The organism is Micromonospora sp. CA-248089 (assembly GCF_050948515.1).
GTDB lineage: Bacteria > Actinomycetota > Actinomycetes > Mycobacteriales > Micromonosporaceae > Micromonospora.
On sequence record NZ_CP192016.1, the window covers coordinates 3,436,359 to 3,460,241 of the forward strand.

Consider the following 23,883-nt stretch of genomic DNA (forward strand, 5'->3'; position numbering starts at 1 on the left):
TCAGACCGGTTGATGCGCGTCGGTGACCGTCGACCGCCCGGCGGCGGACGGCTCACCGCGCCGATCGACGGCGATCGCGACCAGCAGCAGCCCGGCCAGCGCCGCCAGCGCCAGCGCCGGCGGCAGTACCGTCCCGAGCGCGACCAGCGGCAACGCCGCACCGGCGACGGCCAGCCGGGCCGCACCCACCGGCTGACCGGTCAACCGCCGGAACAGCAGCCGTCCGGCCAGGTAGACGGCCGCGCCGCCGAACAGCGCCACCGCCGCCGAGCCGTTCAGCCGGGGCCCGGCCTGCGGATCGGCGACGTGCTCCAGCACCTGTTCGACCCCGAGCGCCAGAAAGATGACGCCGGCGACGAGCAGCAGATGGGTCTGGCTGTAGGCGTCCGCGGCCATCCGGTCCCGCTGCGCCGCCGGTGCGGTGGCGAGCGTCCGGGCCGCCGCCGGTGACGTGCGGCGGAAGTAGAGCCACCAGAGGCAGACGGTCACCACGAAGGCGACGAGCGCCACGGCGAGGACCGGCGGCTCGGTGACCGCCGAGGCCGCGCCCACCCCCGCGGCCACCAGCGACTCCCCCAGCGAGATGATCAGCACCAGGCCGTACCGCTCGGCGAAGTGCGTCGGGCTGCGCAGCGGCCAGGCGCCCCGGCGGGCGTACGACAGTCGCTGCCCGGCCACCTCGATCGCGAAACCCAGCACCCACAGCGTCGCGTGCGCGGCACCGTCCAGCAGCGCGCCGAGCAGCAGCGGCACCCAGCCGGCGGCGCTGACGAACGCGAAGAACCGGATCCGGGCGCGCAGTTCCGGGTCACCCGCCGCGGCCCAGTGGAACAGCGTCAGGTGCACCACGCGCAGCACCACGTAGGCCAGCACGACGATCAGCGGCCCGTCCAGCCCCGAACCCGGCGTCCACGCCTCCGGCATGGCGAGCGCGGCCAGGAACAACGCGGCCATCGCGACCAGGAACCCGCCGCGCACCACCCCGACGTCGGCGGGCGTGTGGTTGCCCAACCAGGTGTACGACAGCCACGCCACCCAGAGCAGCACGAGCAGGAGCAGCCCCTTGGCCATCCCGGCCGGGGTCGGGTGCGGCTCGATCAGCGCCATGATCCGGGTGAGCGCGAAGACGAAGACCAGGTCGAAGAAGATCTCGAAGGGGGTGACCCGGCGCTGGTCCGGCCCCGGCCGGGGCGCGTGCAGCCGTCCTCGTACCCGTTCGCGTGCCACGTCCGCCGCCCTCCGCCGGTCCACCTCCTGCGCCGACGGTAGGCGGCCCCGGACGGGCGATCTGGCGATTCCCGCGATCACGCCCGGCTCGGTGCGCCGGACCGGTGCCCGCCGGGCGGCACGACGAGGCGGCGCGAGCCGGGCTGTCCGGCCGGGCGGCGGCGGGCAGCTCAGCCGGCGTCGGCGTCCGGCCAGGCGGCGCGGACCAGCGCGGGCAGCACCTCGCCGGCCGGGCCGCGCAGGTTCACCGCGCAGATCGCGTCCAGCGGCGTCGGCACCGGGTTCACCTGCACCACGGGCGCGCCGAGGCGGGCCGCCACGAGGGGGATCTCGGCGGCCGGGTGCACGAGCGCCGAGGTGCCCACCGTCAGCAGCAGGTCGCAGCCGGCGGCCGCCTCGACCGCCGCGTCGAGCGCGGCCGCCGGCAGCGCCTCGCCGAACCACACCACCCCGGGCCGTACGGGCGCGCCGCATCCGGCGCAGGCGGGCGGGGTCAGCGGCCCGTCCCGCGGCTCCGGCGCATGCGGCTCCGGCCCGCCGGGCGGTTCCGCCGCGCCGTGGGCCTCCCGCCCACCGAGCGGTTCCGCCTCGTCGTGCGCCTCCGGGCCGCCGGACGGCACCGGCACGCCGGAGCGCGGCGGCAGGTCGGGTGGCAGCGGCGCGGGCCGGGCGCAGGCCGAGCAGCGGGGCGCGAACAGGCTGCCGTGCAGGCGTACCGGGGCGGGCACCCCGCCGCGCTCGTGCAGGTCGTCGACGTTCTGCGTGATCACCACGGTGTCCGGCAGCCGGGCCGCGATCGCCGCCACCGCCCGGTGCCCCGGGTTCGGCTCGGCGCGGCGCACCCCGCGCCGGCGTGCCTCGTACCAGCCCCAGACCAGCGCCGGGTCGGCCCGGAACGCCGCCGGGGTCGCCAGCTCCTGCGGGTCGTACCGCTGCCAGAGCCCGGTCTGGGCGTCCCGGAACGTCGGCACGCCGCTCTCGGCCGACATGCCGGCCCCGGTGAACACCACCGGCCGCCGCGCGGCGGCGAGCAGCCGGCCCGCCTCGGCGAGCTCCGGCCCGGTCACACGTCCACCGTCAGCCGCACGTCGACCCGGTCGCCCAGCTCGATGCCCTCGGCCCGGCGCGCCGCGACCCGCAGCGGCACCACGTACCGGCCGTCCTTCGGCCACAGTGACGTCCGCCAGTCGGTGTCACCGATGCGGACCGTCACCGGGATCATGCCCCAGCCGTAGGTGACCGACGCCGAGGCGGCCTCGATCGCCGCGCTCTGCTCGTCGGGCACGGTGACGAAGTGGTACGGCGCCGGGCCGCGCCAGAACCACACCTCGCCGCTGAACGCCAGCTCCATCCGGTCAGGATAGGGGCCGGGTCCGGCGAAACGGGAGCAGCCGCAGCCCGGCCGTCGTGACCCAGGCGAACAGCGGGAACACGGCGACACGCTCCATGCCGCCCACACCGATGCCGGTGTCCACCCGGGCCAGGAACAGCACGGTGCCGGCGAGCCCGAGCAGGCCGAGGACCACGCTGACGGTCCGCAGCTGCCGCAGCAGCGGCGACCGGCCGGCGAGGGCGGCGGCGAGCAGGGCGGCGTTGCCGAGCGCGAAGACCAGCAGCGCGCCGAGCACGTGCCGGTTCTCGTCCACGTCGGCCGGGTAGAGGCCGGCCAGCACGTACCCGGTTCCGGCGGCCACTGTCGACGCGACGGCGACGGCCGCGGCGGGGCCCGGGCGCAGCGCCCGGTGTGCGAGCAGCGCGCCGAGCGCGAGCAGCAGCCCGGTGCCGACGAAGACGGCGTTCATGGCCGGATGCCACGGCGAGCAGACCGGGCGGGGCCGGCTGGTGTCCCACACACCGCAGGTCACGTTGCCGAGGTCGCTGATGTTGTGCTCGGCCCAGCTGAACCCGGGCTGGTCCCAGGCCAGGCCGACGACCACGTTGGCGACCAGGAACGACACGGCGGCGAGCAGCCAGCAGGCGCCCGCGAGGCGGTTTCTCATCCGCCGATCGCACCGCCTCGGGGCACCCCGGCGCACGGGGCGTGGCGGGCCGGTTCCGGGTAGGGCCAGACCTACCCGGAGAGGGGCCCCAGCCGGCTGGGTAGGTCTGCGTGGCCTGGCTAGCGTCGGGCCATGACCATCGATCACGGGCTGGCGGCCGCGTTGCGCGGTCGCCGCTACCTGCTCTCCGCGTGGCCGTGGCGGACCCTGGCGTACGCCGCCACGACGCTGCCCCTGGCCGGCGCGGCGGCGCTCGGCGCGGCGGTGGTCGCCGCACCGCTGCTGCTGGTGGCCGGCGCGCTGCGGCAGGGCCGCCCGGTCGACGCCCTGGCGCTGGCGGTGCTGGCCGTGCTGGCGCTGGCGGTGGTGGCGATCGCCCCGCTGGCCGCCGCGCCGGTGGCAGCGATCGAGCGGTGGCGGCTCGGCCTGGTCGACGACCGGCCGGTGACCGCGCCGAGGTGGCGCGGAATCGCCGCCCGCCTCACCACCGCCGACGGGTGGCGAGAGGGCGCGTACCTGGCGGTGCTGGGTGTGGCGGTGCCGCTGGCGTACGGGATGTTCGGTCTGCTCGTGCTAGTGGACGTGGCCCTCGTCGCCGGTCCGTGGCTGGCCGACGGCGAGGACCGCATCGTGCTGGTCTGGGCCACTGTCGGCTCCCCCGCCGAGGCGGTGCCGTACGCGGTCGCCGGCCTGCTGGCGGTCCCCGCGCTGGTCTACCTGGCCGGGTTGCTCGTCGCGGCCCAGGCGGCGGTGGCCCGCCTGCTGCTCGACGGCGCGCCCGGCGGGACCGCGCTGCGTGAGGTGACCCGGTCCCGGGCCCGTCTGGTGAGCGCCTACGAGGCCGAGCGCCGCCGCGTCGAGCGGGACGTGCACGACGGCGTGCAGCCGCGCCTGACCAGCCTCACCCTGCAGCTCGGGCTGGCCCGCCTCGACGTGCCGGACGACTCCCCGGCGGCGAAGCCGCTCGCGGCGGCGCACGAGCAGGCCAAGGAGCTGATGGTGACGTTGCGCGGGATCGTCCAGGGCATCCGCCCGCCGCAGCTGACCGAACTCGGCCTGGCCGCCGCCGTCGGCGACCTGGCCGCACGGTCGGTCGTCCCGGTCACCGTGCACGCCGACCTGACCCGCCCGGTGCCGGAGCTGGTGGAGACCACCGCCTGGTACGTGGTCTCGGAGACGCTCGGCAACGTCGCCCGGCACGCCGGGGCCGGCCGGGCGCAGGTACGGCTGACCCGTACCGACCGCCTGCTGGTGGTGGAGGTGCGCGACGACGGCCGGGGCGGCGCCGATCCGGCGCGCGGCACCGGCCTGACCGGGCTCGCCGACCGGGTGGCCGCGGTGGACGGACGCCTGTTGCTGTCCAGCCCGCCCGGTGGGCCTACCCTCGTGCGGGTGGAGCTGCCGTGCCGTCCGTGACCCGGGTCGTCCTGGCCGAGGACGAGGTCCTGCTCCGGGAGGGCCTGGTGGGCCTGCTGACCCGGTTCGGCTTCGCGGTGGACGCCGCCGTCGGCTCCGCACCGGAACTGCTCGACGCGGTCCGTACGCACCGGCCCGACCTGCTGGTCACCGACATCCGGATGCCGCCGCAGCACCGCGACGACGGCCTGCGCGCGGCCGTCGCGCTGCGCGCCGAACGCCCGGACCTCGCCGTGGTGGTGCTCAGCCAGCACGTGCAGAGCGGGTACGCCGCCGCGCTGCTCGACAGCGGCGACGGCAACCGGGTCGGCTACCTGCTCAAGGACCGGGTGGCCGACGTCGAGGAGTTCGCCGCGACGCTGCGCCGGGTCGCGGCCGGCGGCACCGCCGTCGACCCGGACGTGGTGCGGCACCTGCTGCGCCGTCCGCGCGATCCGCTCGGCGCGTTGTCCCCGCGGGAGCGGGAGGTGCTGGGCCTGATCGCCGAGGGCCACTCCAACAGCGCGATCGCGGCGCGGCTGCACGTCACCGAGGCGGCCGTGGGCAAGCACGTGGGCAACATCCTGGCCAAGCTCGGTCTGCCCCCGGACGAGGACACCAACCGGCGGGTGCTCGCCTACCTGCGCGCGGCGGGCTGACCGGGGCCCTACAGGTTCATCGGCACGGGGTCGGTGGCCAGCGCCCGGAACCGCTCGCGCGGGTCCGGCACGAGCCGCCGTTCGGTGAGGTCGAGCAGGCCGCCGACGCCGGACACCGAGGCGACGGGGGTGCCGTCGGCGCGGGTGAACTCCTGGCCGATCCGGAACGTCTTGCCCTCGCCCCAGTGGAACTCGCAGGTCACGTCGACCTCGTCGCCGCCGCGCAGCTCCCGCAGGTAGCGCACCGTCACCTCCAGCGCGACCGGCCCGACGCCACCGGCGATCAGCTGGTTCTGGCCGATGCCCGACGCGCGCAGGCACTCCCAGCGGGCGTGCTCGGCGTACTGGAGGTAGACCGCCTGGTTGAGGTGCCCCTGCGTGTCGAGTTCGTAGCCGCGCACGGTGACGCGGACCCGGAACGGATCTGCCATGGCGGCAGCCTAACCAGCGGCGCGGACAAAACGGCGTGCGGTCCGGGCCGCGCGGCCCTAACCTGCCCGGCGTGACTCTGGAGATCGTGACCCTGGCGCAGCGGCCCGACCTGGCGCCGCTGCTGGACACCGACTTCGACGGCGCCTGGCCGCCGTTCATGCTCTGGGATCCGATGGGCGCGATCTACTACGGCGTCGCGCACGAGCAGTATCCCGAGTTCGTCTTCGCCGCCGTCGACCCGGCCGAGCCGGGCCGGGCGGTGGCCCGGGGGTACGCGGTGCCGCTGCGCTGGACCGACAACGAGCTGCCCGACGGCGGCTGGGACCGGGTGATCCAGCGGGCCACGCTCGGCCGGCTCACCGGGTCCACCCCCAACCTGGTGTCCGCGCTGGAGATCTGCGTGCGCCCGGACCGGCGCGGCGGCGGGGTGTCCGGGCTGATGCTCGCGGCCATGCGCGCGGCGGTGGCCAGCGCCGGGTTCGACACGCTGGTGGCGCCGGTGCGCCCGAGCGGCAAGGCCGCCGTCCCGGACGTGCCGATGACCGAGTACGCGGCCCGGCGCCGCCCCGACGGGCTGCCGGCCGACCCGTGGCTGCGGGTGCACGTCCGCGCCGGCGGGGTGATCGAGCGGGTCGCGCCCCGGTCGATGACGGTGACGGGCACGCTGGCCGACTGGCGGCGCTGGACGGGGCTGCCGTTCGACACCTCCGGGCCGGTACGCGTGCCCGGCGCGCTGACGCCGGTGCTCGTCGACGTCGACCACGACCACGCCGCGTACGTGGAGCCCAACGTGTGGGTGCGGCACCGCCTCTGACGGATCAGGCCGGCCAGGCGTGACCGATCCCGTCGAGCAGCAGGACCACACCGTCGGTGGCCGCCTCCCGGTCCCGGGAGATCTCCCGGTACTCCGCCGAGGTGGACCAGCGCTCGAAGTCCTCGCGGCTGTCGAACGACAACAGCACCGCCTTCTGGTGCGGCCAGTCGCCCTCGACCACGCGGGGGGCGGTGTCGGCGGCGAGCAGCTTCCCGCCGTAGCGGGCCAGCACCGGCGGGAAGGCGGCGGCATACCTGTCGTAGCGCGCCCGGTCGTGGATGGTGATCTGTGCGAGGGCGTAGACGGTCACCGGCCCAGGCTACCGACCGCCCGAGCGCTCCGGCCTCGTCCGTCGGGCGGATCCCGCGCCGTCGCGAGCCGTGTCAACTGTCCGGTGTGCGCTAGCCATTATGGCCCTGACCTGGGAATAGTGACAGCAGGTCCGCGCGGCGCGGGGGAAAGAGGTGGGGCGCCATGATCGAGCAGGAGACCCAGCCCGAGGCCGTACCCGGGCCCCGGAACGCACCGGAGGGCCTGCCGGTACCGCCCGCCACGTCGGTTCCCCGCGCGGTGTGGCAGGTCCGCGTCCGCACCAAGCTCGACGACCTGTACCAGCAGCTCGCGGTGCTGGCCACGCGCGACCTCGAGCAGGCCGCGGCACTGCGCGCGCAACTGTCCGGGGTGGAGGCGGTGCTCGGGCGCAGCGGCGTCATCGAGTGGCTGCGCGGCGGCAAGCTCGAGTACGCGTGGCAGACGATCCACTGGGTGGAGCGGGCCATGGTGGGGCTGCGCTCCGCGGACGAGCTGACCGGGCTGCTGCCCGCCTACCGCAGCGCGGCGGCGCAGGTGCTGCCGGCCGACGACAAGGTGCTCACCGACCTCGACACCGTGGCCGGCGGAGTGTCCGCGGACCTGCTGCGCGCCCGGGTGCAGGCGCTGCTGCAGCGCTGCCACGCCGTCTCGGACGAGTTCCACGAGTCGGCGCGCCGGCTGCGCAACCGCATGCTGGGGCTGTCGGTGTTCGCACTGGTGGCGGAGGTCCTGGTGGTGCTGGTCCAGTGGCGCAGCCACGACGTACGGCTGCTGGAGGCACCGACCGACGCCGGTGGCGTGCCGGCCTGGCGGCTGCTGTTCTTCGTGCTGATCGCCGGCGCGCTCGGGGCGTTCCTCAGCGCGCTGCCCTCGATGATCACCTCACGGTCCGGCGGGCTGCCCTACAAGCTGCCGTTCCAGCAGGGACTGCTGAAGCTCGCCATCGGTCCGCTGGTCGCGGTGGTCGGCATCATGCTGGTCATCGGCGGCCTGGTGGAGACCAGCGTGAGCAGCACCGCCGCGCTGCTGGGCCTGGCGATCGTGTTCGGCGCCGGGCAGCAGGCGGTCACCGCGTTCGCCGACCGCCGGGCGGCCGAACTGCTCGGTCCGGCGGCCAGGAGCTGATGCCGCGCGGGCGGCCGCCGGCCCTGGGTAGCCTGATCCCATGATCTTCATTACCGCCAAGTTCCGGGTTCGCCCCGAGGACGCCGACAACTGGCCGCGGATCGCCGCCGACTTCACCGCCGCGACCCGGGCCGAGCCCGGCTGCCTGTGGTTCGACTGGTCCCGCAGCCTCGACGACCCGACCGAGTACGTGCTGGTCGAGGCGTTCCGCGACGACGAGGCGGGCGCGGCGCACGTGCAGTCGGAGCACTTCCGGGCCGCCCAGCGCACGCTGCCGCCGCACCTGGCCGAGACGCCCCGGATCGTCAACGTGACGGTGCCGCAGCAGGACTGGTCGCGCTTGGGCGAGATGGCGGTGCCCGGCGACGCCTGACCGGGCGAACGATCAGGCGCGGGTGGCCTGCCGCGGCGCCCGCGCGGCCGGTCAGGGGATGGTCAGGCCGTACGCGGCGAGGATCTCCAGGATCGGCTGGTAGTAGCTGGTGCCGCCGCTCGCGCAGTTGCCGCTGCCGCCGGAGAGGACGCCGATGACGGTGCCGGTGGCGGCCACGTAGAGCGGGCCGCCGCTGTCGCCCGGTTCGGCGCAGATGTTCGTGCGGATGAGCCCGGTGACGCTGCCCTCGGCGTAGTTGACTGTGGCGTTCAGTCCGGTGACCGAGCCGCACCGCACGCCCGTGGTGGCGCCGCTGCGGCAGACCGCCTGCCCGACGTACGCGCTGCCGACCGCGGTGACGGTGACCTGCCCGGGGTAGGTGTGGATCGCGCTCGGGTGGGCGACGGCGCCGGTGTAGCGGACCACGCCGTAGTCGTTGCCGGGGAAGCTGCTGCCGGTCCGGCTGCCCAGCACGGTGGTGCGGGCGCTGTCGGCGTACCAGGTGGCGGCCAGGCGGGTGCAGTGCCCGGCGGTGACGAAGTACCAGGTGGTGCCGCTGCGCACGTTCGCGCCCAGCGAGCAGCGCCCACCGCCGCCGTAGATCGCCTGGCCGCCGGCGATCAGCGTGCGCAGCCGCCCGGGTTCGTGGCGCAGCACCGCGCCGGCCCGGTCGGCGGCACGTCGCAGCGCGGCCAGCTCGCGTCCGCGTACCGTGTCGTCGGCGGTGACGGTGAGGCGGCCGGTGGCCGGGTCGTGGCCCCAGGCGGTGCCGGGCGTGCGAAGCCCGGCCAGGGCGGCGGGCGCGGGCGGCGGTCCGGCGGCGCCGGCCCGGGCGACCCCCGGGGTGCCGGCGAGCAGGGCGGCGAGGACGAGTACGACGAGCGCGGACCGGCGCATCCTCCAGGACCTCCTCCATCGTCTACGGTCGATTCGGCAAGCATCGGCCCGCGGGCGCGATCGACTCAACCGGCAGAACCGGCGATTCCCGAAACTTCCGGAGTCGCGACGGGCGGTACGCGCGCGCCCGTCCCCCTGCCCGCCCTCGGCTTCCGCTCCTGGACCGGCCGCCGCGTGCCCCATGTCGACATATCGAGGTGATTAAGTTTTCGGAACACTTCCGGTAGGCTCCGGGCAGAGATTCGCTTCGATCCACTCACGATGTGCCGGGGACTCCTCCCCCACCTGGCGCGGCCACCGGGCGGCCGCGCGGAGCCGACGTCGTGGCGGGCGGTGGCCGAGGCGAGCCGATCCCATTGACAGGCTAGAGAGGCGTTTCAGATGGACAAGGTGCTCGCCCGCGGCAGCGGGAGCGCGGCAGCCCGGTCACGCCCGCGGACCGCTGTGGTCGCGATGGTGGCGGGGGCCGCGGTGGCCGCCGCCACGATAGCGATGGCGACCAGTGCCAGCGCCGGCACGACGCTCGGCGCGTCGGCGGCGGAGCAGGGCCGGTACTTCGGCACGGCGGTGGCGGTGAACAAGTTGTCCGACAGCACGTACGTCGGCATCCTCAACCGCGAGTTCAACATGGTCACCGCCGAGAACGAGATGAAGTGGGACGCCACCGAGCCGTCCCGGAACCAGTTCAACTTCAGCGCCGGCGACCGGCTCGTCGCGCACGCCCAGGCCAACGGCATGCGGGTACGCGGCCACGCGCTGCTCTGGCACCAGCAGCAGCCGGGGTGGACGGGAAGCCTGTCCGGCAGCGCGCTGCGCGAGGCGATGATCAACCACGTCACCCAGGTCGCCACCCACTACCGGGGCAAGATCCACTCCTGGGACGTGGTGAACGAGGCGTTCGACGACGGCAACAACGGCGCCCGCCGCAACTCGAACCTCCAGCAGACCGGCAACGACTGGATTGAGGCCGCGTTCCGTGCCGCCCGCGCCGCCGACCCCGGCGCCAAGCTCTGCTACAACGACTACAACACCGACAACTGGAGCTGGGCCAAGACCCAGGCCGTCTACAACATGGTCCGGGACTTCAAGGCCCGGGGCGTGCCGATCGACTGCGTCGGTCTCCAGTCGCACTTCAACAGCGGGTCGCCGTACCCGAGCAACTACCGCACCACGCTGCAGAACTTCGCCGCGCTCGGCGTCGACGTGCAGATCACCGAGCTGGACATCGAGGGTTCGGGCAGCAGCCAGGCCACCACGTACGGCAACGTGACGCGGGACTGCCTGGCCGTGCCGCGCTGCAACGGCATCACGGTCTGGGGCATCCGCGACACCGACTCCTGGCGGGCCAGCGGCACCCCGCTGCTGTTCGACGGCAGCGGCAACAAGAAGCAGGCGTACACGGCTGTGCTGAACGCGCTCAACGAGGGCGGCACCCCGCCGCCCACGACCGCGCCGCCGACCAGCACCCCGCCCACGTCGACGCCGCCGACCAGCACGCCGCCGACCAGCGAGCCGCCGACGAGTCCCCCGCCGACCGGCGCCTGCACCGCGACGTTCACCACCAACCAGTGGCCGGGCGGCTTCGTCACCAACGTACGGATCACCGCGGGCTCCAGCGGGCTCAACGGGTGGGTTGTGTCGCTCACCGTGCCGTCGGGCTCGGCCGTCACGAACACCTGGAGCGCCCAGGCCAGCGGCACCAGCGGTGCGGTGACCTTCCGCAACGTCGACTACAACCGCCAGGTCGGTGCCGGTGGCACCACCGAGTTCGGATTCCAGGGCACGGGTACCGCGCCCTCCGGCACGCCGACCTGCGCGGCGGGCTGACCGTCGGCGCGACCCGGCACGGGAGCGCCGTGCCGGGTCGCGTCCCGGGCGGACACCGGCCCGCGACCGTACAGTGGGGTGGGTCCTGTCCCACCGCCATCGCCGGAAGGACCACAGTGAACCGACGCATCAGGACCGCCCTCGGCGTCGCCCTGACCGCCACCCTCGTGACCACCGCCGCCCCGGCGCCCGCCGCCGCCCACGACCGCCGCCCGAGCGTCATCGCGCTGCCGGACGGCTTCCAGCCGGAGGGCGTCGCCACCGCCGGCCGGTACGCCTGGTTCGGGTCGCGGGCCACCGGTGAGATCTACCGTGCCGACCTGATCACCGGGGCGGGCAAGCAGGTCAGCCCCGCCACCGGCACCCCGTCGCTCGGCCTGAAGGTCGACCCGCGCGGCCGGCTCTTCGTCGCCGGCGGCACCGCCGGGGACGCCCGGGTCATCGACACCCGTACCGGCGCCGTGCTCGCGAGCTACCAGTTCGCCGAGGCGCCGACGTTCGTCAACGACGTGACGCTCACCCGCGACGCCGCCTGGTTCACCGACTCGAACCGGCCGGTGCTCTACCGCCTGCCGCTGGGGCGCGGCGGCACGCTGCCGCCCGCCGACGGGTTCACCACGCTGCCGCTGACCGGCGACTTCCAGCAGACCGGCACCGGCGTCAACCTCAACGGCATCGCGCCCACCCCGGACGGGCGCGCGCTGATCGTCGTGCAGTCGAACACCGGCACCCTGTTCCGGTTGGACCCGGCCACCGGCGTCACCACCGCCGTCGACGTGCCGGGCGCCACCTTCCTCAACGGCGACGGCCTGCTGCTGCTCGGCCGCACGCTGTACGTGGTGCAGAACTTCCTCAACCAGGTCGCCGTGGTCGACCTGAACCGCGCCGGCACCACTGGCGCGCTGCGCCGGGTCATCACCGATCCGGGCTTCGACGTGCCGACCACCGTGGCCGCCGCGCTCGGCCGGCTCTACCTGCCGAACGGCCGGTTCACCACCCCGCCGACGCCGACCACCCCGTACACCGTGGTCGCTGTCGACGCGCGCTGAGCCACCCCGGCCGCCACCGGCGTCCGGGTGGCGGCCGGCCGGCTCACTCCTCCATCTCCGGCCCGAGCAGGCGGATCTCCTCGATGTCGATGGCCGCCTGGAGCTGCCGCAGCACCACGTCGTCGATCTGCCTGGTGTTGCGCAGCCGGGTGATCTCCTGCCGCTTGTGGTCCAGCACCCGCAACCGCAGCCGGCGGGCCATCTCCCGCTCCCCCTCCGCCTCCTCGCCGCCCGGGTCGCGGGCGGCGGCCAGGTGGTCCTCGTAGTCGGCGCGCAGCCGGTCCACCGTGTCCTGGGTGGCGCCCACGTCGCTGGCGGCCCGGGGCAGCGCCTCCAGGGCGGCCTCGGTGGCCCGGATCCGAGCCCAGCGCACCTCGTCGTCGCGTTCCCGGTCGCCGGTCAGACCGGCCCAGCTCACGACGGCGGGCAGCGTGGTGCCCTGCACCAGCATGATCAGGACGATCACCACCACGGTGACGAAGATGATCAGGTCCCGCTCGCGCACGTTGCTGCCGTCGTGCATGGTGACCGGCACGGCGAGCGCCGCGGCGAGCGATACGGCGCCACGGAACCCGGCCCAGCCCACCGCGGTACGCATCCGAAAGTCGAAGTGCCGCGCCCGGCTCGACTCGCGGCGGTCCACCCGTTGCAGCACCGACACCGACAGGTGCACCCAGACCAGCCGGATGGCCACCACGACCGCCGCGACGAGCACAGCGATGCCGAGCGAGGCGGTCGGCGAGTGGCTGGTGATGCCGCGCAGCGAGCGGGGCACCTGCGTACCGAGCAGCACGAAGAGGCCGCCGTTGACCATGAAGGTGGACAGGTCCCAGAACGCGAACGCGGTGACCCGGGAGCGGGCCCGGATCACCCGGGGCGCGGCGTAGGACAGCACCAGCCCGGACACGACGACCGCCAGCACGCCGCTGGCGTGCACCGCGTCGGCGAGCAGGAACGCGACGAACGGGGTGAGGATGCTCAGCCCGCCCTCGCGCATCGGGTCGTCCACGTGCTTGCGGATCAGCACCACGACCGCGCCGACGAGCAGGCCCGCGGCCACCCCGCCGGCCGACTTGCCGACGAACTCGCCGGTGAGCAGCAGCGGCCCGGGCACCGTCCCGCCCGCGACCACGCCCGCCGCCACGGCGAAGAGCACGAGCGCCGTACCGTCGTTGACCAGGCTCTCCGCGCGCAGCGTGGTGAGGATGCCGCGCGGCATCCGTTTGGCCAGGCCGGCCACGGCGGCGGCGTCGGTGGGCGCCAGGACCGCGCCGAGCACCCAGGCGGAGGCCGCCGCCACACCGAGTGCCTGCGCGGTGAACGCGACAGCCGCCATCGTGACGATCACCAGCACGACGGCGAGGCCGACGATCACGACCAGGTTGGCCCGGATCTCGCGCAGGCTGATGACCAGGCTCTCCCGGTAGAGGATCGCCGGGAGGAACAGCACCAGCACGACCTCGGGTTCGAGGATCAGGTTGTCGAACGGCGGCAGCAGGCCGATCAGCGCGCCCATCGCGATCAGCAGGACCGGCGGCGCGACGCTGTACCGGCCGCCGATGGTGGTCCCGACGAGCACGGTGGCGCCCAGCACCGTGATCAGCAGGAGTGCTTCCACGCCGTACCCCCGTCACCGTCCGCCGTCCCCACCGTGCCCTACGGCGGCGGCCCGGCGGGGCGGAATCGGTGATCGCTACTCGAAGCGGGCCGGATCGCCGGCGCCGCGGCGCAGGATCTCCGGCTCGTCGCCGGACAGGTCGACCACGGTGGTCGGTTCCAGCCCGCAGTCACCGGCGTCGACCACGGCGTCGATCAGGTGGTCGAGCCGTTCCTTGATCTCCCAGCCCTGGGTCATCGGCTCGTCCTCGCCGGGCAGCAGCAGCGTGCTGGACAGCAGCGGCTCACCCAGCTCGGCCAGCAGCGCCTGGGTCACCGTGTGCCTCGGCACCCGCGCCCCGACCACCCGCCGCCGCGGGTCCTGCAACCGGCGCGGCACCTCGGCGGTGGCCGGCAGCAGGAACGTGTAGCTGCCCGGGATGACGGACTTGACCTGGCGGAAGACCGCGTTGCTGAGCTTGACGAACTGGCCGAGCTGAGCGAAGTCGGCGCACATCAGCGTGAACGGATGCCGGTCGTCGAGCCGCCGGATCTCCCGGATCCGCTCCACCCCGTCGCGGTTGCCGATCCGGCAGCCGAGCGCGTAGCAGGAGTCGGTCGGGTAGGCGATCACCCCGTCGGCGCGCAGCAGGTCCACCACCTGCCGGATCACGCGGGGCTGGGGGTTGTCCGGATGCAGGTCGTAGTACCTCGCCACGCCGGCCAGCCTATGTCCGCGCCCGGCCGCACGCAGGTTTGGCCGGGGCGGTTTCCGGAAACAGGTGGGGGCCGTTCACGACAGGGGGACCGAATCATGTCCGAAGCCAGCACAGACCGCGTCGCCGACCGCCCCGCGGAGGTGACCGATCCGCTGCTGTGGGACCTGGCCGCCGCGGTGGCCGACGCGCACCAGCCGGACGCCGAGCGCGTCTGCGCCAGCCCGAGCTGCGCCGGGGCGGCGTGGCCGTGCGCGGCCTGGAACAACGCGCAGGCGGGGCTGGGCGCGGCTCGCAAGCCGCGGCAGCCCGCCGCGCCCGGGCAGCCGGCCACCTCGCCGCAGTCCACCTCGCCGCGGCCGGTCGTCACCGGGCAGCCGGGCGCCGGTCAGACCGGTGAACCGGGCACGGTCGCCGCGCGGACCGGCGCGCGGAGCCTCGCCGCCACCGCCGCCTGACTCACCGTAGGCGCACGCCTGAAGCGCCGCCCCCGCCCGTCTCGGCCGGGGGCGGCGCTTCGGCGTGCCGTCGTGGCTGGTCAGCGGGCTTCGCGGGGTGACCGGAGAGCCCGTGGTAGGCCCGGGAGAGCGCTCTCCTTCGTAACAAGACATTGACGGATCCGTAACCCGAACCTTAATGTCCCTTCCCAAGAGAGCGCTCTCACGACGCCGCAACACCACCCCCGTACCTCGCCTTCTCGTGAAGGGGACCTCCATGACCCTCCTGCGGGACTTCTCCCCCGACCCCGTACCCCCGCCCGTCCCGTCCCCGGCCCGCCGTCGCGGGCTGCGGGCGACCGCCCTCGTCGCCGCCTCCGTGCTCGCCGCCGGCCTGCTCGGCGTCGTGGTCGGCGGTGGCGGCACCGCAACCGCCGGCGCCGTCGGCGCGGGCAGCTACACCGAGACCCGACCCGCCGGGGCCCTGCTGCCGAAGGGCTGCGGCGCGATCAGCACCAACCCGAGGACCTTCACCACCGCCGACGCGCCGGCCGGCGCGATCCCCACGAACGACTGGTGGTCCTCGCTGATCTGGAAGCGCAACAACTGCACCGGCAGCGAGGTCCTGCACGCGCACCCGCTGGCGGCCAAGGCCGAGACCAACGGGCTCGGGCTGTCGTACACCACCACGCCCGCGATCAGCGGCACCGCCACCGGCGTCGGCGAGTTCCACTACCCGTACACCGAGGACGTCCGCGTCGGGATGCCCGGGCTGTCCGCGCCGGTCGTGAAGGCCGCCGGGTGGAGCGACTGGACCGTCACCGCGGACTGGAGCGACGGTAGCCGCACCATGCGCGCCACCATCGGCCACGGGCTGCCGATCAGCTACTACACGGTCAGCGGCGGCACCGCGCAGCTCACCGCCGCCGGGACGCCCACCGTCTGGCGCAACTCCGGCGCCACCATCGGCTTCACCGTCCGCGGCCACGACTACGTCGCGTACGCCCCGAGCGGCGCGACCTGGACCGTCAACGGCACCGGCATCAGCTCCACGCTGGCCGGCAAGGGGTACTTCTCGGTCGCGGTGCTGCCCGGCGGCGGAGACCGGGCCGCCCTCGCCGACACCTTCGGCCGGTACGCCCACGCCCACGTCACCGGCACCCGGATGAGCTACGCCTACGACCCGTCCGCCGGCACGGTGCGCACCACGTACGCGTTCACCACCACCCCTCGGGAGGGCAGCGAGACGAAGACGGTCGTGGCGCTCTACCCGCACCAGTGGCGCAGCCTCACCGGCGCCACCCCGATCAGCCAGACCTACGTCTCGGCGCGCGGCGCCATGCGGGTGCTCACCGGCGTGCCGTCGTTCACCACCACGATGCGCTTCACCGGCGTGCTGCCGGAGGTGCCCGCCGTGGGCGACTCCAGCGGCGCGGACCTGTCCACAGTCACCGGCTACCTGAACGCCGAGCAGGGCAACCCCGAGGGCGTCAGCGGCCCGGACACGTACTGGGCCGGCAAGGGACTCGGCCGGGCGGCCCGGATCGCCGAGATCGCCGACCAGCTCGGGCAGACCTCGGTCCGCGACGCGGCGCTGACCGCCATGAAGAACCGGCTGACGAACTGGCTCACCGCCGGCTCCGGCGAGACCGGCCAGCTGTTCTACTACGACCGCAACTGGGGCACGCTGATCGGCTACCCCGCCTCGTACGGCTCCGACGAGGACCTCAACGACCACCACTTCCACTACGGCTACTTCATCGCCGCCGCCGCCACCGTCGCCAAGTTCGACCCGGGGTGGGCCGACGACAGCCGCTACGGCGGCATGGTCGACCTGCTCATCCGGGACGCCAACAACTACGACCGCGCCGACAGCCGCTTCCCCTACCTGCGGGACTTCGACATCTACGCCGGCCACGACTGGGCCTCCGGCCTGGCGCCGTTCTTCGCCGGCAACAACCAGGAGTCCTCGTCGGAGGGGATGAACTTCGCCAACGCGCTGATCCAGTGGGGTCAGGCCACCGGCGACACCGCCGTCCGTGACGCCGGGGTCTACCTGTGGACCACGCAGTCCGCGGCCATCTCCGAGTACTGGTTCGACGTGCACGACCAGAACTTCCCGTCCGCGTTCGGGCACAAGACGGTCGGCATGGTCTGGGGCGACGGCGGGTCGTACTCCACCTGGTTCTCCGCGGCGCCCGAGATGATCCAGGGCATCAACATGCTGCCGATCACCGGCGGGCACCTCTACCTGGGCGACTTCCCCGAGTACGTCAAGGCCAACTACGCCGAGCTGGTCACCAACAAGGGCGGCCCGCCGACGGTGTGGCAGGACATCATCTGGGAGTTCCTGGCCCTCGGCGACGGCGAGCAGGCGCTGCGCAACTTCCGGGCGAACAGCGGGTTCACCAGTGAGGAGGGGGAGAGCAAGGCGCACACGTTCCACTGGATCCGCAACCTGGCCGCGCTCGGCACCGTGGACACCACGGTGACGGCGAACCACCCGCTGGCGAAGGTGTTCGTCAAGAACGGCGTCCGCACCTACGTGGCGTCGAACATCACCGCCCGGCCGCTGACCGTCACGTTCTCCACCGGCGTCACGCTCGCCGTGCCGGCCGGGAAGACCGCCACGTCCGGGGCGTACACGTGGAGCGGCGGCAACGCCACCGGCGGCGGAGCCGTGCCGACCGGCAGCCCGTCGACGTCGGGGCCCAGCCCCACCCCGACCACCGCGAGCCCGACGCCGACCTCCGCGAGCCCCAGCCCGACGGGTACGGGCAGCCCGCTGAAGCCGGTCCGGTACCTACGGTCCGGCGGCGGCCTGGACGGCACCGCCGGCACCTCCGGCACGGTGAACGTGGCGGCGGCGACCGGCAACTCCGACGGCACGCCCACCAACCCGCAGGTGTTCACCGCCACCGGGCTGACCGGCACGTACACCGGCGGGGCGACCGCGTTCGACCTGGCCGTCGACGCGGGCACCGCGGTCGGCAACGGCGTCCAGATCCGGGTCTCCTACGACCTGACCGGCAACGGCAGCGTCGAGCGGGTGGAGACCTACAGGTACTTCGCCACCGATCCGGTCCCGGGTGCGGAGCGCTACCGGCAGACGCAGGGTCTGCTCTCGTCCACCGGCACGCTGGGCAGCCTGGCCGGCGGCACGGTACGCGTCGAGGTGTGGAACGCCATCGGCGGCGCGCCCACAATCCTCGGCGTCGGCAACAGCTCGACGGTCACGCTGCCGTACGGCTCCTGACCCCGTGGCACCGGCGCCCCGGCTCACCGCCGGGGCGCCGGGTCACGGCCAGCGGGTGGCGGTGGTCTCGAACAACTCGCTGTCGCTCGCCACCGGAATCACGCACAGCAGGTGCCCGCCCGGCGCCCGCAGCACGTGGCAGTCGAGCCAGCGGGACACCGGCGTGGCGCCCAGCCCGCACAGCCGCTCCACCTCGGCGGCCACGTCGTCGGTCTCGATGTCGAGGTGGTAGCGGGGCGCGTCGCCGACCGACTGCACGGCGGTGACCAGCCCCGGCACCACGTCGGCCAGGCCGGCGAACTCCGGTTCGGCCGGATCGGTGCGCAGGTCCGCGCCGAGCGCGGCGGACCAGAACGCGGCCGCTTCCCCCGCCTCGTCCCGCGGCGCGTCGATGATGAGGGCATACAACCGCGATCGATGCATCGGCCGAGCTTAGCCACGACCGGCGGCACCGGCAGCCCCGCGCGCGTACCGCGCCGAGGTCGCGCTGATCCGCCTGGTGCGCCGACCAGCGGGCGTCACCCGCCGCCCGGTCTCGGCCAGGTCGTCCGGGGCGCCGTCCGCGACGCCCTCTTCGCACGGTATGCCCGTCGGGCCGCCGGTGCCGGGGTTCGCCAGGTCAGGCGCCGAGCCGCGCCCGCAGCCACGCCGGGTCGGGATTGACCACCGCCCGGTCCGGCAGCACCACGGTGGGGACCGTCTCGTCGCCGCCGGTCACCGCCCGGACGGCGGCGGCGGCCTCCGGGTCGCGCCAGATGTCCACCCAGTACGCGCGCCGGGCCCGCCCGCCCAGCCGGAGACGCAACCGCAGGCAGTACGTGCAGCCGGGCCGCCAGTAGATCACCGGCCGGCCGTCGTCAGCGCTGCGCCGACGGGCCTGCGCAGCGGTCAGCGACCGGGGGAACGCCAGCGGCGAGAAGACGGCCGCCAGCGCGGCGAACGCCAGGAACCCCGCCGTCGCCGACACCGGCGTGTCCTGGCCGGCGGCCACCGCCACGCCGACGACCAGCATCAGCGCCGCGAATCGCCAGCTGCGCATCACGAGGTCACCTCGGCCAGCAGCTCCAGCAGGTGCCGGTACGGCTGCCCGGTGGCCCGCGCCAGCCCGATCTCGCAGGTGCGGTTCACCGAGGCGTACCCGTCGAAGGGCCGGGCCGTGACGGCGGCGGCCTCGGCCCGGGTGGCCGACGCGGTCAGCTCCGGATGCAGCAGCCCCCGGTCACCGGCGAAGCCGCAGCACTGCCAGCCCTCCGGGACCACCACCTCGTCGGCGACCGCGCGGGCCACGGTGAGCAGCGCGTCGTCCAGGCCGAGCCGGACCGACGAGCAGGTCGGGTGCAGCGCGAGCGAACCGATCCGGCGGCGCACGGTCAGGCGGGGCAGCAGCGTGCCGGCGGTGTACGCCACCGCGTCCACGACCCGCACGTCGCCGGCGCCGTCGAGCAGCCGCTCGAAACCCTCGGTGCAGGACGCGGCGTCGCTGACCACCGGCAGCGCGCCGTCGCGGCTGGCCGCGCGCAGCACCGGCGGGACGCGGTCGCGCACCGCCCGGTAGCCCTCGGTGAGGCCCTTCGACGACCAGGGGGTGCCGCAGCACAGGTCGCCGATGCCGTCCGGCACGAGCAGGCGTACGCCGGCCCGCTCGGCGAGCGTGAGCAGCGCGGCTGCCACGCCGGTGCCGCCCCGCTCCGGAGCGAACAGGGTGCCCAGGCAGGACGGGACGAACACCGCGTCCGGGTCGTCGGCCCGGTGCGGGCGGCGGGGGGTGCCGCCGCGCGGCAGGTCCCGTTGCCACCGCGGTACCCGGTCCGCGCCGAGCACCGCGCGGGCGGCCCGGGTGGCGGCCTCGGGCAGCGCGGGCGGCAGCGCCCCGGCCAGGTCGAGCCCACGGGCCATGCCCCGGGTGGTGGCGCCCCAGCGGCGGGCCGCGCCGCGCCAGGCGGTCCCCGCCGCCCGGCCGTGCTCCTGCGCGCGCAGCCGCTTGACGAGGTCACCGGTGTTGATCAGCACCGGGCAGGCGGTGGCGCACATGCCGTCGACGGCGCAGGTCTGCACCGCGTCGTAGTCGTAGGCGTCGGTCAGTTCCCGGGCCAGCGCGGTGTCGCCGGCGGCCCGCGCGGCGGCGATCTCCCGGCGCAGCACGATGCGCTGCCGAGGCGTGGTGGTGAGGTCGCGGCTGGGGCAGACCGGCTCGCAGTAGCCGCACTCGACGCAGCGGTCCACCTCCTCCTCCACCGCCGGCACGGTCTTGAGGTGCCGCATGTGGATCTCCGGGTCGTCGCTGAGCAGCACACCAGGATTCAGCACGCCGTCGGGGTCGCAGAGCGTCTTCAGCTCGCGCATCACCTCGTACAGCTCGTCACCGAACTGACGGCGCACGTACGGGGCCATCACCCGGCCGGTCCCGTGCTCGGCCTTTAGCGTGCCGCCGTGGCCGAGCACCAGGTCGACCATCTCCTCGGTGAAGTCGGCGTAGCGCGCCGGGGCCTCACCCCCGTCGAACCGCTCGTTGAGCATGAAGTGCAGGTTGCCGTCCTTCGCGTGGCCGAAGATGACGCTGTCGGCGTACCGGTGCCGCTCGAACAGCTCGGCCAGCGACGCGCAGGTGCCGGCGAGCGCCTCGACCGGCACGGCGATGTCCTCCAGCAGCGCCGTGGTGCCGGACGGGCGGGCGCCCGCGACCGCCGCGTACAGGCCCTTGCGGATGTGCCACAGCGCGGCGCGGGCGGCGGACTCGCCGCTGAGCCGGGCCGGGGCGCTCAACGGCAGGCCGGCGAGCACCGGTTCGGCGCCGGCGACCCGGTCGGCGAGCGCCGCCGGGTCGGACTCCTGCCACTCGGCGAGCAGCGCCGCGTGCCCGCGCACGGCCAGGCCGCGCAGCGCGGCGTCCGCCTTCGGGTCGCGCTGGGCCACCCGCAGGGCGGCGGCATCCAGCAGCTCGACCGCCGCCGGCCCGGCGGCCACCAGCGCCGGCATGGCGGCCATCGCCGCGCCCAGGGAGTCGAAGACCAGCAGGCCGGTCGCGGCGTGCCGGTGCACGGGTACGGTCCGGAACGTCGCCGAGGCGACGAACGCGAGCGTGCCCTCGCTGCCCACCACGAGCCGGGTGAGCAGGTCGGCCGGGTCGTCGTGGTCGAGGAACGCGTTCACGCCGTACCCCATGGTGTTCTTCATGGCGTACTGGGCGCGGATGCGGCGCACCGAGTCGGGGTTGCCGCGTACCCGGTCGCGCAGCCGCAGCAGCCCGGCGTGCAGGGCCGGTTCGGCGGCGCGCAGCCGGGCGTCGGCGTCCGGGGCGCCGGTGTCCAGCACGGTGCCGCTGGGCAGCGCGAGGACCAGCGACTCCAGCGTCCGGTACGTGTTGAACTCGGTGCCGCAGGTCATGCCGCTGGAGTTGTTGGCGACCACGCCGCCGACCGTGCACGCGGACTCGCTGGCCGGGTCGGGGCCGAGCTTGCGGCCGTACGGCGCCAGGCGCGCGTTCACCTGCCGCAGCACCACTCCCGGCTGCACCCGCACCCGCCGCCCGTCGTCGAGCACGCTCAGGTCGCGGAAGTGCCGCCGCACGTCGACCAGCAGCCGGTCGGTGACCGCCTGGCCGCTGAGGCTGGTGCCGCCGGAGCGGAACGTCAGCGGGGTGCCGGTGCGGGCGCCGTACGCCAGCAGCGCGGCGACCTGGCCTACGTCGGACGGGGTGATCACCGCGCCGGGGTGCAGCAGGTAGTGCGAGGCGTCGTGGGCCATCCGCAGCCGGTCCGCGGCCCGGGTCGCCACGCCGCCGGGCACCACCGCCTCCAGCCCGGCCCGCGTGGACGCGCTCAGCTCCGTCATGATCACCGCACCTCCCCCGGCTCACAGTAGTCACGCACGGCGGCGCTCACCGCGCGGTGATCCGCTCCAGCACCCGCCGCTGGAACGCGCGGGCGGCCGGGCCGGACGGCGGCGTACCGCCCCGGCGAGCCTCGATCGAGGTCCGGATCAGCGCGGCGTCCGGGTCGTCGGCGGCGACCCGCAGCCCGGCGTCGACCTTGCCCAGCCACACGCCGTCGCGCCAGCGCACCAGCGTCCGGCAGGCCCCGAGCACCGCGTCCTCCGCGCCGGGGGCCGGTGTGTCGCCGGGCGGCGTGGGCAGCGCCAGCCACCAGCGCAGCGCGTCGGCCAGCAGCGTCCGCAGCGCCTGCGGGGACGGGTCGGCGAACACGTCGGCGGCGGGCGGGCCGAGCAGGGCCAAGCCGGACTGGCGCAGGATGCTGCGGTCCAGCGCGTACCAGAACCGCCCGTCGGCGGCGGGCCGGTCCGCCGGGTCGTAGGTGGCGCGGAACGGCATGGTCGCGCCGGTGTTCAGCTCGACCTCGAAGCCCGGCTCCGCGGTGCCGGAAGCCGCGACGTCTCGTCGGTAGACGACCAGTTCCAGGCCGCGTGCCGGGCAGGGCAGCGACTCGTGCCGCAGCCGGTCCACGAGCAGACGCTTGTCCGGCTCCGGCACCGGCCCGGCCGCCACCAGCGCCACGTCCACGTCGCTGCGGCCCGGCTGATACGCGCCCAGCCCGACCGATCCGGCGGCGTACGCGCCGACCAGGTCGTCACCGAGCACGTCCCGGGAGCGGCGGAGCACTTCGGCCAGGTAGTCGCGGATGTCGTCGCGCATTCCGGCATCCTGCCCCGGCCCGGGCGCGGTCAGTCCGCCGGGTCCGGACAGCACACGGTCAGCGCGCCCGGGACGACCTTGACCTTGAGCCGTTTCGCCTTGCCCCGGGCGCCGCCGTCCAGCTCGTACGTCTTCGGCGCGTCGAACCGAACCCTGATCTTGCGGCCCCGGGTGATCCGCACGAACGGCGACTCCTCGGAGCGCCCGGCGGCCATCCGGCCCAGCGTGCGCGCCCAGTCCACGGCGCCGCTGGCGGTGGACACGCCGACTTCGAGGGCCCCGTCGTCGGGGCGGGCGTCGTCGAAGGCCGGGATGCCGCCGGTGATGGTGCCGACGTTGCCGAACAGCACGCAGCTCGCCTCGTCGTCGAACCAGTCGGCGCCGTCGACCCGGATCCGGGTCCGTACGCACTCGCCGCGTACGTGCCGCAGCCCGGTCCAGACGTACGCGATCCGGCCGAACCGGCCCTTGAGCTGCCGGTCGGCGTCACGGATCAGGTCGCCGTCGAACCCGGCGCCCGCCATCACCGCGAAGTGCTCGCCGTTGATCCGGCCCAGGTCCAGCTCGCGCCGGCGGCCGTGCAACGCGATGCGTACCGCCTCGGGCAGGTCGACCGGGATGCCCAGGTTCACCGCGAACAGGTTGGCGGTCCCGGCGGGCAGGATCCCCATCGGCACACCGCTGCCGGCCAGGGCGTCGGCACACCGCTGCACCATGCCGTCGCCGCCCCACACCAGCACCAGCTCGGCGCCGGAGTCCAGCGCCGCACGGACCCGCTTGGGGGCCTTGCGGCTCTTGGGCACCTCGTACCAGAGCAGCCGGCCGACCCCGGCGCCGACGAGGCGGGAGCGCAGTTCGTCGAGCCCACCGCCGAACGTCTTCTTGCGGTGGGCGACGACGGCGACCACACCGGCCGGAGGCGCGGCGGGGGCGGGGGCGGTGTCCGGGCGTTCGGCCGTGCGCGTGTCCATGGCCCGGCTGGTACCCGGACGCCGCGGATCCCACGCCTGCGGCCCCGGCGCGACGCGCCCGACTCGCATCGACGGCGTACTGTGCCCGGACCGCCACGTTCGGTACAGTGCGGTGCGTCGATCCGTGCCGCCGGGTGCGGGTCCGAAAG

General features: G+C 74.8%; 23 protein-coding genes. 9 read left to right on the plus strand and 14 right to left on the minus strand.

The window, feature by feature from the left end; translation table 11 throughout:
• From ACQP26_RS16405 to ACQP26_RS16420, 4 genes are all read right to left on the minus strand, one after another.
• Nucleotides 1-1,227: a low temperature requirement protein A gene (locus ACQP26_RS16405; RefSeq protein ID WP_281577746.1), complete on the minus strand. Its 1,227-nt coding sequence runs from the start codon at nucleotides 1,225-1,227 to the stop codon at nucleotides 1-3.
• A 170-nt stretch (nucleotides 1,228-1,397) separates the two neighbouring features.
• A complete protein-coding gene (locus ACQP26_RS16410) occupies nucleotides 1,398-2,294 on the minus strand; it encodes an SIR2 family NAD-dependent protein deacylase (protein ID WP_433493276.1) in 897 nt (298 codons plus the stop codon).
• Nucleotides 2,291-2,578, minus strand: coding sequence for a DUF1905 domain-containing protein (locus ACQP26_RS16415; protein WP_120569760.1), 288 nt, complete (start codon nucleotides 2,576-2,578; stop codon nucleotides 2,291-2,293). The genes ACQP26_RS16410 and ACQP26_RS16415 overlap by 4 nt, the downstream gene beginning before the upstream one ends.
• Nucleotides 2,579-2,582: 4 nt before the next feature.
• Complete coding sequence (locus tag ACQP26_RS16420; protein ID WP_433493277.1) at nucleotides 2,583-3,227, minus strand: DUF998 domain-containing protein; 645 nt, start codon at nucleotides 3,225-3,227, stop codon at nucleotides 2,583-2,585.
• A gap of 132 nt (nucleotides 3,228-3,359) precedes the next feature.
• Between ACQP26_RS16420 and ACQP26_RS16425 the strand changes: the two genes are divergently transcribed.
• Together ACQP26_RS16425 and ACQP26_RS16430 are read left to right on the plus strand one after the other, a co-directional pair.
• On the plus strand, nucleotides 3,360-4,643 hold the full coding sequence (locus ACQP26_RS16425) for a sensor histidine kinase (protein WP_269705869.1): 1,284 nt from the start codon (nucleotides 3,360-3,362) through the stop codon (nucleotides 4,641-4,643).
• Nucleotides 4,631-5,281 carry a response regulator transcription factor gene (locus ACQP26_RS16430; protein ID WP_433493278.1) on the plus strand — a complete coding sequence of 217 codons (651 nt, stop codon included), beginning with the start codon at nucleotides 4,631-4,633 and terminating at the stop codon, nucleotides 5,279-5,281. The genes ACQP26_RS16425 and ACQP26_RS16430 overlap by 13 nt, the downstream gene beginning before the upstream one ends.
• 8 nt (nucleotides 5,282-5,289) lie before the next feature.
• On the opposite strand, the gene ACQP26_RS16435 is transcribed toward ACQP26_RS16430, so the two are convergent.
• Nucleotides 5,290-5,712 (minus strand): acyl-CoA thioesterase, encoded by a 423-nt coding sequence (locus ACQP26_RS16435; protein WP_433493279.1) that lies wholly within the window; start codon nucleotides 5,710-5,712, stop codon nucleotides 5,290-5,292.
• A 71-nt stretch (nucleotides 5,713-5,783) separates the two neighbouring features.
• On the opposite strand from ACQP26_RS16435, the gene ACQP26_RS16440 reads away from it, so the two are divergent.
• Nucleotides 5,784-6,527 (plus strand): N-acetyltransferase, encoded by a 744-nt coding sequence (locus ACQP26_RS16440; protein ID WP_269705866.1) that lies wholly within the window; start codon nucleotides 5,784-5,786, stop codon nucleotides 6,525-6,527.
• 4 nt (nucleotides 6,528-6,531) lie between these two features.
• On the opposite strand, the gene ACQP26_RS16445 is transcribed toward ACQP26_RS16440, so the two are convergent.
• Nucleotides 6,532-6,837 carry a DUF1330 domain-containing protein gene (locus tag ACQP26_RS16445; protein WP_269705865.1) on the minus strand — a complete coding sequence of 102 codons (306 nt, stop codon included), beginning with the start codon at nucleotides 6,835-6,837 and terminating at the stop codon, nucleotides 6,532-6,534.
• A 164-nt stretch (nucleotides 6,838-7,001) separates the two neighbouring features.
• Between ACQP26_RS16445 and ACQP26_RS16450 the strand changes: the two genes are divergently transcribed.
• Nucleotides 7,002-7,964 (plus strand): hypothetical protein, encoded by a 963-nt coding sequence (locus ACQP26_RS16450; RefSeq protein WP_433493280.1) that lies wholly within the window; start codon nucleotides 7,002-7,004, stop codon nucleotides 7,962-7,964.
• 40 nt (nucleotides 7,965-8,004) lie between these two features.
• Nucleotides 8,005-8,337, plus strand: coding sequence for a putative quinol monooxygenase (locus ACQP26_RS16455; RefSeq protein ID WP_116505992.1), 333 nt, complete (start codon nucleotides 8,005-8,007; stop codon nucleotides 8,335-8,337).
• A gap of 51 nt (nucleotides 8,338-8,388) precedes the next feature.
• Here the strand turns inward: ACQP26_RS16455 and ACQP26_RS16460 are convergent, their stop codons facing one another.
• Nucleotides 8,389-9,234, minus strand: coding sequence for a S1 family peptidase (locus ACQP26_RS16460; RefSeq protein WP_433493281.1), 846 nt, complete (start codon nucleotides 9,232-9,234; stop codon nucleotides 8,389-8,391).
• Between the two features lie 381 nt (nucleotides 9,235-9,615).
• On the opposite strand from ACQP26_RS16460, the gene ACQP26_RS16465 reads away from it, so the two are divergent.
• The gene (locus ACQP26_RS16465) at nucleotides 9,616-11,061 is read left to right on the plus strand and encodes an endo-1,4-beta-xylanase (RefSeq protein WP_433493282.1); all 1,446 of its coding nucleotides are present in this window, start codon (nucleotides 9,616-9,618) and stop codon (nucleotides 11,059-11,061) included.
• Nucleotides 11,062-11,177: 116 nt separating this feature from the next.
• Entirely contained in the window at nucleotides 11,178-12,110 is a 933-nt protein-coding gene (locus tag ACQP26_RS16470; protein WP_433493283.1) for a superoxide dismutase, read from the plus strand.
• A 43-nt stretch (nucleotides 12,111-12,153) separates the two neighbouring features.
• On the opposite strand, the gene ACQP26_RS16475 is transcribed toward ACQP26_RS16470, so the two are convergent.
• A complete protein-coding gene (locus ACQP26_RS16475; RefSeq protein WP_433493284.1) occupies nucleotides 12,154-13,728 on the minus strand; it encodes a Na+/H+ antiporter in 1,575 nt (524 codons plus the stop codon).
• Nucleotides 13,729-13,803: 75 nt separating this feature from the next.
• Nucleotides 13,804-14,424, minus strand: coding sequence for an L-threonylcarbamoyladenylate synthase (locus tag ACQP26_RS16480; RefSeq protein ID WP_073828564.1), 621 nt, complete (start codon nucleotides 14,422-14,424; stop codon nucleotides 13,804-13,806).
• Nucleotides 14,425-14,520: 96 nt separating this feature from the next.
• Here ACQP26_RS16480 and ACQP26_RS16485 point away from each other — a divergent pair, with 96 nt between their 5' ends.
• Nucleotides 14,521-14,880 (plus strand): hypothetical protein, encoded by a 360-nt coding sequence (locus tag ACQP26_RS16485; RefSeq protein ID WP_433493285.1) that lies wholly within the window; start codon nucleotides 14,521-14,523, stop codon nucleotides 14,878-14,880.
• A 256-nt stretch (nucleotides 14,881-15,136) separates the two neighbouring features.
• A complete protein-coding gene (locus tag ACQP26_RS16490) occupies nucleotides 15,137-18,115 on the plus strand; it encodes a glycosyl hydrolase (RefSeq protein ID WP_433493286.1) in 2,979 nt (992 codons plus the stop codon).
• A 42-nt stretch (nucleotides 18,116-18,157) separates the two neighbouring features.
• Here ACQP26_RS16490 and ACQP26_RS16495 read toward each other — a convergent pair whose 3' ends face one another.
• The 5 genes from ACQP26_RS16495 to ACQP26_RS16515 form a co-directional block, all read right to left on the minus strand.
• A complete protein-coding gene (locus ACQP26_RS16495; RefSeq protein ID WP_281577736.1) occupies nucleotides 18,158-18,538 on the minus strand; it encodes a VOC family protein in 381 nt (126 codons plus the stop codon).
• A 196-nt stretch (nucleotides 18,539-18,734) separates the two neighbouring features.
• Complete coding sequence (locus ACQP26_RS16500; protein ID WP_269705851.1) at nucleotides 18,735-19,154, minus strand: glutaredoxin domain-containing protein; 420 nt, start codon at nucleotides 19,152-19,154, stop codon at nucleotides 18,735-18,737.
• Nucleotides 19,154-21,946 carry an FAD-binding and (Fe-S)-binding domain-containing protein gene (locus tag ACQP26_RS16505; RefSeq protein ID WP_433493287.1) on the minus strand — a complete coding sequence of 931 codons (2,793 nt, stop codon included), beginning with the start codon at nucleotides 21,944-21,946 and terminating at the stop codon, nucleotides 19,154-19,156. The genes ACQP26_RS16500 and ACQP26_RS16505 overlap by 1 nt, the downstream gene beginning before the upstream one ends.
• Nucleotides 21,947-21,992: 46 nt before the next feature.
• The gene (locus ACQP26_RS16510) at nucleotides 21,993-22,763 is read right to left on the minus strand and encodes a nucleotidyltransferase domain-containing protein (protein WP_433493288.1); all 771 of its coding nucleotides are present in this window, start codon (nucleotides 22,761-22,763) and stop codon (nucleotides 21,993-21,995) included.
• Nucleotides 22,764-22,792: 29 nt separating this feature from the next.
• On the minus strand, nucleotides 22,793-23,734 hold the full coding sequence (locus tag ACQP26_RS16515; protein WP_281577733.1) for a diacylglycerol/lipid kinase family protein: 942 nt from the start codon (nucleotides 23,732-23,734) through the stop codon (nucleotides 22,793-22,795).
• Between the last annotated feature and the right edge of the window lie 149 nt (nucleotides 23,735-23,883).